Source organism: Psychrobacter maritimus (genome assembly GCF_904846345.1).
GTDB lineage: Bacteria > Pseudomonadota > Gammaproteobacteria > Pseudomonadales > Moraxellaceae > Psychrobacter > Psychrobacter maritimus.
The window spans coordinates 1-543 of record NZ_CAJHAJ010000027.1 but is presented as its reverse complement, the minus strand read 5'-3'; the positions used below and the strand labels follow the sequence as shown (position 1 = coordinate 543).

Genomic DNA, 543 nt, shown 5'->3' with positions numbered 1-543 from the left:
GAAGACGCCTTAGCAAATGCTGGTAATGGCGAAGATCAGCTCGCCGCCGCCTTAGCACGTGCGGCCGCCGCCGAAGCCGCTCAAGCTGCAGCAGAAGCCGCCGCAGAGACTGCAAAAGCTGCTGAAGCGGCTGCATTGTTAGCCAAAACCGCAGCAGAAAATGCAGCCACTGCAGCGCAAGTGGCTGCCGACAAAGCCATTGGTGACGCTAAAGTTGAAGCCGACAAGAAAGTAGCCGCCGCCAATCAACAAGCGGCTGATGCTAAAGCGCAAGCGGCTAAAGCGGAAGCTGACGCTGCCACCGCTAAAGCTGCAGAAGATAAAGCCAAAGCGGAAGCAGTAAAAGCCAAAGCTGACGCTGCAACCGCAATCGCTGCGGCCAATGCCAACGCTGAAACAGCCAATCAGCAAGCCACAGCCGCCAAAGCGCAGGCAGAGCTTGAGAAACAAAAAGCGGCCACTGCGCAAGCAGAAGCGGATAAAGCCAAAGGTGAGTTAATCACCGCACAGGATAAGTTAGCGGCTGCAGAGAAAGCCCTAGCA

The 543-nt window shown here is 56.4% G+C and carries 1 pseudogene; it reads left to right on the top strand.

From position 1 onward, the window contains the following. Positions 1-543, top strand: a pseudogene (locus tag JMX50_RS13150) (hypothetical protein); the annotation flags it as partial.